The following is a 7,197-nucleotide window of genomic DNA, read 5'->3' as shown; positions in this document are numbered from 1 at the left end:
GGTAACCCCCTGGGCTCCGCCCGCCACCCGATTTGGTTCGCCGCCGGGTTGGCCCGCGCGCAGGGCCCCCCCCGGGACGGCGAACGGGGTGTGGGGCGGCGGGCCTGATGGCCCGCCGCCCCTCACCTCACTGCGTCAGCGGATCAGCTGCAACCGCTGGTCGAGCCGCAGCCCTCGCAGATGTAGCAGGAGCCGGCACGCTGCATCTTCGTGCCGCAGGAGAAGCACAGCGGAGCGTCCGCCTGGATGCCCAGCTGCATCTCCACGAGCTCGGCGCTGGTGTGCGCCTGCTGCGGAGCCGGCGCCACGGCCTCGGCCTTGGGGGCCTCGACGACGGCCTTCAGGGACTCGGTCTGCAGCGGGGCGGACTGGGCCAGACCCTCGACGTCGACCTCGTCCATGGACGGCTCGTACGAGCCCGTCTCCAGGTGACGCTGACGCTCCTCGGCCGAGTGGATGCCGAGCGCGGAGCGCGTCTCGAAGGGCAGGAAGTCGAGCGCCAGGCGGCGGAAGATGTAGTCGACGATCGACTGCGCCATCCGCACGTCCGGGTCGTCCGTCATGCCGGCCGGCTCGAAGCGCATGTTCGTGAACTTCGAGACGTACGTCTCCAGCGGGACGCCGTACTGCAGGCCTACGGAGACGGCGATCGAGAAGGCGTCCATCATGCCGGCGAGGGTGGAGCCCTGCTTCGACATCTTCAGGAAGACCTCGCCGAGACCGTCGTCCGGGTAGGAGTTGGCGGTCATGTAGCCCTCGGCGCCACCGACGGTGAAGGAGGTGGTGATCCCCGGGCGGCCCTTGGGCAGACGCTTGCGGACCGGACGGTACTCGACGACCTTCTCGACCGCGGTACGGATGGTCTCCTCGGCCTTGGCGGTGACCGCCTCCTTCTCCGTCTCCTTGGTCTTGGCGGAGAGGGGCTGGCCGACCTTGCAGTTGTCGCGGTAGATGGCGAGCGCCTTGACGCCCATCTTCCACGCCTCGAAGTAGACCTCTTCGACGTCCTCGACCGAGGCGGTCTCGGGCAGGTTGACCGTCTTGGACAGCGCGCCGGAGATCCAGGGCTGGATGGCGGCCATCATGCGGACGTGGCCCATCGCGGAGATGGAACGCTCGCCCATCGCGCAGTCGAAGACCTCATAGTGCTCGGTCTTCAGGCCGGGGGCGTCGATCACGTTGCCGTTGTCGGCGATGTGGGCGACGACCGCCTCGATCTGCTCCTCCTGGTAACCCAGGCGGCGCAGGGCCTGCGGGACGGTGCCGTTGACGATCTGCATCGAGCCGCCGCCGACCAGCTTCTTGAACTTGACCAGGGCGAGGTCGGGCTCGAGGCCGGTGGTGTCGCAGGACATCGCGAGACCGATGGTGCCGGTCGGGGCGATGACCGAGGCCTGCGCGTTGCGGAAACCGTTCTTCTCGCCGAGGCGGACGACATCCTGCCAGGCCTCCGTGGCGGCGGCCCAGATCGGCGAGTCCAGGTCGTCCATGCGGACGGCCTTGGTGTTCGCGTCGGCGTGCTGCTTCATGACGCGCTGGTGCGGCTCGGCGTTACGGGCGTAGCCGTCGTACGGGCCGACGACCGCGGCGAGCTCGGCGGAACGCTTGTACGAGGTACCGGTCATCAGCGACGTGATGGAACCGGCCAGGGCGCGGCCGCCCTCGGAGTCGTACGCGTGGCCCGTGGCCATCAGCAGGGCGCCGAGGTTGGCGTAGCCGATGCCCAGCTGACGGAAGGCGCGGGTGTTCTCGCCGATCTTCTGCGTCGGGAAGTCCGCGAAGCAGATCGAGATGTCCATCGCGGTGATGACCAGCTCGACGACCTTGGAGAAGCGGTCGACGTCGAAGGACTGGTGGCCCTTGCTGTCGTCCTTCAGGAACTTCATCAGGTTCAGCGACGCGAGGTTGCAGGACGTGTTGTCCAGGTGCATGTACTCGCTGCACGGGTTCGAGCCGTTGATCCGGCCGGACTCCGGGCAGGTGTGCCACTGGTTGATGGTGTCGTCGTACTGGATGCCGGGGTCGGCACACGCCCACGCGGCCTCGGCCATCTTGCGGAAGAGCGACTTGGCGTCGACCTCCTCGATGACGTCACCGGTCATCCGGGCGCGCAGACCGAACTTGCCGCCGGTCTCCACGGCCTTCATGAACTCGTCGTTCACACGGACCGAGTTGTTGGCGTTCTGGTACTGGACGGACGTGATGTCGTCGCCGCCCAGGTCCATGTCGAAGCCCGCGTCACGCAGCGCGCGGATCTTCTCCTCTTCCTTCACCTTGGTCTCGATGAAGTTCTCGATGTCGGGGTGGTCGACATCGAGGATGACCATCTTGGCCGCGCGGCGCGTGGCGCCACCCGACTTGATCGTTCCTGCGGAGGCGTCGGCACCACGCATGAAGGAGACGGGACCCGAGGCGTTGCCGCCCGAGGACAGCAGTTCCTTGGAGGAACGGATCCGCGAGAGGTTCAGGCCGGCGCCGGAGCCGCCCTTGAAGATCATGCCCTCTTCCTTGTACCAGTCGAGGATCGACTCCATGGAGTCGTCGACGGCCAGGATGAAGCAGGCGGAGACCTGCTGGGGCTGCGGCGTACCGACGTTGAACCACACCGGAGAGTTGAAGCTGAAGATCTGGTGCAGGAGGGCATACGCCAGCTCGTGCTCGAAGATCTCGGCGTCGGCGGGCGAGGAGAAGTACTTGTAGTCCTCTCCGGCCTTCCGGTACGTCTTCACGATCCGGTCGATGAGCTGCCTGAGGCTCACCTCGCGCTGCGGGGTGCCGACCGCGCCGCGGAAGTACTTGCTGGTGACGATGTTGACCGCGTTCACCGACCAGAAGCCGGGGAACTCGACGCCACGCTGCTCGAAGTTGATCGAGCCGTCGCGCCAATTGGTCATGACGACGTCACGGCGCTCCCACTCCACCTCGTCGTACGGATGCACGCCGGGAGTCGTGTGGATGCGCTCGATACGCAGCCCCTTGTTGGCCTTGGCTCCCTTGGCGCGGGAACCTCGTGCCGGGCCACTCGTCGTCTCTGTCATGCCGCCTCCCTATACCGGGCTAAAACGCCCCGAAGTGCCTCGATCTTCCCGTGGCACGGTGTGTGTCTTGTATTGCGGACGCCGCTCTTGCCGCCCGCAACAGGTCTGAATGGCCGCCGACCGACCCCTGGGCCGGTCAGTCGGCAGCGGTGGCGGGCACGGGGACTTCGACAGTCCCTCCGGGCCCGCAGTCACATGGTTCGCGCTCTCCGCCCGCGGCACCCCGGCTCGCACCGGGCAGCTGTTCCCTCAGCTCCGCGATGGCCGAGTCGAAGTCCTCCAGCGAATTGAACGCCCGGTACACGGACGCGAAGCGCAGGTAGGCGACGAGGTCGAGCTCCTGAAGCGGGCCGAGTATGGCCAGGCCCACGTCGTGAGTGGTCAGCTCCGCGCTGCCGGTGGCACGCACCGCCTCTTCGACCCGCTGGCCGAGCTGGGCGAGTGCGTCCTCGGTGACGGGGCGACCCTGGCATGCCTTGCGGACGCCGTTGATCACCTTCGTACGACTGAAGGGTTCGGTCACCCCGCTCCGCTTGACCACCATGAGCGAGCACGTCTCCACGGTCGTGAAACGACGGGAGCAGTCGGGGCACTGGCGGCGCCTGCGGATCGACGTGCCGTCGTCGGTGGTGCGACTGTCGACGACACGGCTGTCGGGGTGCCTGCAGAAGGGGCAGTGCATGGAACTCCAACCCTCCTTCACAGCACGACTCAATGGCCTCGGGAGGCCCTTCAGGCCCCTCGAAGCAGCCCCAAGCATAGGCGATGGCGGAGGCCTCGATGGACCGGGGACCACAACTTCTGGGCTGCCGATGCAATCCAACCACTAGATCTGGGGTTTGGTCGCTAAATCGCCCCCACGCGTGTCGATTTCACCTCGCGAACACCGGGACGGGAGCGCACCCATGACGGCTGTGCGCAGATCACGGGCGACGGCGCACGGAGAGGGGGCCGGTTCCGGGTTGACGGACCACCGGATGGCACACTGGGAGCCCCACGGAGTGGGTCACGGCCTCGGCGGTGGAGCGTACCGTAATGAACCGAAATGCCACTCCGGCAAAGCGCAAGGCATACACCCAGGCACATGATCACGACAAGCAATCTGCGATTTTTCACTCGAACGTGTGTTTGGCGCAACCTTTCGAAAGCAACTACCGTTGGCTAGCTAGGGAGAACATCTCGAGAGGGGCCGACCGACGTGACCACCACCGCAGACAGCGCCACCATCACTGCCCAGGACCGTTCCCAGGGCCGACTCGAGCCGGTGCATGCCATGAATGACGCATCCATGAGCGCGGAGGGGCCAAAGCCCGCGCGCTCCCTGCCGGGCCGACCTCCCGGAATCCGGGCGGACAGCTCGGGGCTCACGGACAGGCAGCGTCGCGTCATCGAGGTGATCAGGGACTCCGTGCAGCGGCGTGGTTACCCGCCGTCGATGCGGGAGATCGGCCAGGCGGTGGGCCTGTCGAGCACCTCGTCGGTCGCACACCAGCTGATGGCCCTCGAGCGCAAGGGCTTCCTACGCCGGGACCCGCACCGCCCCCGCGCCTACGAGGTCCGTGGCTCCGACCAGCCGAGCGCGCAGCCCACGGACACCGCGGGCAAGCCGGCCGCGTCGTACGTCCCGCTCGTCGGCCGCATCGCCGCCGGTGGCCCGATCCTCGCGGAAGAATCCGTCGAGGACGTGTTCCCCCTCCCCCGGCAGCTGGTCGGTGACGGCGAGCTGTTCGTCCTGAAGGTCGTCGGTGACTCGATGATCGAGGCCGCGATCTGTGACGGCGACTGGGTCACGGTGCGCCGCCAGCCTGTCGCGGAGAACGGCGACATCGTCGCCGCGATGCTCGAGGGCGAAGCCACCGTCAAGCGTTTCAAGCGCGAGGACGGCCATGTGTGGCTGCTGCCGCACAACTCCGCGTACCAGCCGATCCCCGGTGACGAGGCGACGATCCTCGGCAAGGTGGTGGCCGTTCTGCGGCGGGTATGACGCCGCGCTCCTGACCGGGCCCCGGAACCAACTGCGCCGGTTCCGGGGCCCTGCTGTGTCCTGGGCCTGTCGAGCGTCCTTCCGTGCCGTGTCCAGGGCCTGCCGCCTGCCGCTTGCCGGGCTCGATACGTGGGCGGAGCTCCGGGTGCCCGGGGCTGCGCCCACGCGTCCGCATGGTCCGCGCGGCTACGCGGTCTCTTCGGCTTCGGCGGTCGCCTTCGCATCGATCGCGGCCAGCGAGCGCCGCACCTGGTTCTGGTCCGTCGTGTACCAGAAGTCCGGCATCGAGGCCCGCAGATAGCTGCCGTATCGGGCCGTCGCCAGCCGGGGGTCCAGGACTGCTACGACGCCGCGGTCCCCCGTCGCCCGTACGAGCCGGCCCGCGCCCTGGGCCATCAACAGGGCCGCGTGCGTCGCCGCCACGGCCATGAAGCCATTGCCGCCGGCGTCCTCGACGGCCTTCTGCCGGGCGCTCATCAGCGGGTCGTCGGGCCGCGGGAAGGGGATCTTGTCCATGACGACGAGCTGACAGCTGGCGCCCGGAACGTCCACGCCCTGCCACAGGGAGAGCGTGCCGAACAGACACGTCTTGGGGTCGGCCGCGAACCCCTTGATCAGCTCGCCGAGCGTCTCCTCGCCCTGGAGGAGGATCGGGTACTCGGGGAGCCGGGTCCGCAGCTCCTCCGCCGCGGCCTGGGCGGCGCGCATCGACGAGAAGAGTCCCAGCGTCCGGCCACCGGCGGCCTGCATCAGCTCGGACAGCTCGTCCATCATGTCGCTGCGGGTGCCCTCACGCGCGGGGCGTGCCAGGTGCTTGGCGACGTAGAGAATGCCCTGCTTGCGGTACTCGAACGGCGATCCGACATCGACGCCCTTCCACTGCGGCAGGCCCTCACCCTCCTGGCCCTCGGGGGCCAGACCCAGAGAGGCACCCACCCCGTTGAAATCGCCGCCCAGCTTGAGTGTCGCCGAGGTCAGCACGACGGACCGCTCCGCGAAGAGCTTCTCCCGCAGCAGGCCGGACACCGACATGGGGGCCACCCTGAGGGATGCGCCGAAGCGGTCGTGTCGCTCGTACCAGACGACGTCGTATTCGGAGCCGTTCGTGATGCGCTCGGCCACGTCGTGGATGTTCTCCACAGAGGCCAGGGCCTGCTTGCGTACCGCGTCCTCGTCCTGGACGGATTTGTCGCGTGTGGTGCCCAGGGCCGAAATGACGGTCCGGGAGGCGTCCCGCAGCGCCATCAGCGCGTAGCCGAGATCCTCCGGGACCTCCTCCAGACGTCCGGGCAGCGCCAACTCCATGAGCCGCTCGAAGCCCTCGGCTGCGGTCTGGAGCTGATCGGCCGCCTTCTCGTTGACGAGCTTGGCGGAACGGCGCACCGCGCGGTTCACCTGCCCCGGGGTCAGCTCTCCGGTCGCCACACCCGTGACTCGGGAGACGAGCTCGTGCGCCTCGTCCACGATCAGTACCTCGTGGGACGGCAGGACAGGCGCCCCTTCGATGGCGTCGATCGCCAGGAGCGCGTGATTCGTGACGATCACATCGGCGAGCTTGGCCCGCTCTCGGGCCGCCTCGGCGAAGCACTCCTGTCCGTACGCGCACTTGGTGGCGCCCAGGCACTCCCTGGAGGAGACCGACACCTGGGACCAGGCCCGGTCGGATACTCCGGGGGTCAGATCATCCCGGTCGCCGGTCTCCGTCTCGTCGGCCCAGTCCCGCATCCGCAGCAGGTCCTGGCCGAGCTTGCTGGTCGGAGCGGCCGCTTCGAACTGGTCGAAGAGCCCCTCCTCCTCGTCCTGCGGGGCTCCTTCATGGAGGCGGTGCAGACACAGATAGTTCGACCGGCCCTTGAGCATGGCGAACTGGGGGCGCCGGCGCAGCAGGGGGTGGAGCGCGTCGACCGTGCGCGGCAGATCCCGCTCGACGAGCTGGCGCTGGAGGGCCAGCGTGGCCGTCGCGACCACGACCCGCTCCCCGTGCGCCAGGGCAGGGACCAGGTAACCGAGGGACTTACCGGTACCCGTGCCTGCCTGTGCGAGCAGGTGGGAACCGCCGTCGATCGCCTCGGCGACGGTCTCGGCCATGGTCACCTGGCCAGGTCGTTCCGTACCGCCGACGGCGGCGACGGCGGCGTGCAGGAGCTCGGGGAGGGAGGGCTTCGTCATAGCTCG

General features: G+C 68.3%; 4 protein-coding genes. 1 reads left to right on the top strand and 3 read right to left on the bottom strand.

The window, feature by feature from the left end:
- Positions 1–143: 143 nt before the first annotated feature.
- Together ACWFR4_RS25205 and nrdR are read right to left on the bottom strand one after the other, a co-directional pair.
- A complete protein-coding gene (locus ACWFR4_RS25205; RefSeq protein ID WP_453466595.1) occupies positions 144–3,038 on the bottom strand; it encodes a vitamin B12-dependent ribonucleotide reductase in 2,895 nt (964 codons plus the stop codon).
- 136 nt (positions 3,039–3,174) lie between these two features.
- Positions 3,175–3,720 (bottom strand): transcriptional regulator NrdR, encoded by a 546-nt coding sequence (nrdR, locus tag ACWFR4_RS25200; protein WP_453466597.1) that lies wholly within the window; start codon positions 3,718–3,720, stop codon positions 3,175–3,177.
- Between the two features lie 516 nt (positions 3,721–4,236).
- Between nrdR and lexA the strand changes: the two genes are divergently transcribed.
- Positions 4,237–5,022 (top strand): transcriptional repressor LexA, encoded by a 786-nt coding sequence (lexA, locus tag ACWFR4_RS25195; RefSeq protein WP_100591111.1) that lies wholly within the window; start codon positions 4,237–4,239, stop codon positions 5,020–5,022.
- Between the two features lie 186 nt (positions 5,023–5,208).
- Here lexA and ACWFR4_RS25190 read toward each other — a convergent pair whose 3' ends face one another.
- Positions 5,209–7,191 carry an ATP-dependent DNA helicase gene (locus ACWFR4_RS25190; protein WP_453654645.1) on the bottom strand — a complete coding sequence of 661 codons (1,983 nt, stop codon included), beginning with the start codon at positions 7,189–7,191 and terminating at the stop codon, positions 5,209–5,211.
- Between the last annotated feature and the right edge of the window lie 6 nt (positions 7,192–7,197).

Source organism: Streptomyces sp. NPDC055140, from assembly GCF_053607285.1.
The sequence above is the reverse complement of the archived record's forward strand: the minus strand, read 5'-3'. Positions and strand labels throughout refer to the sequence as shown.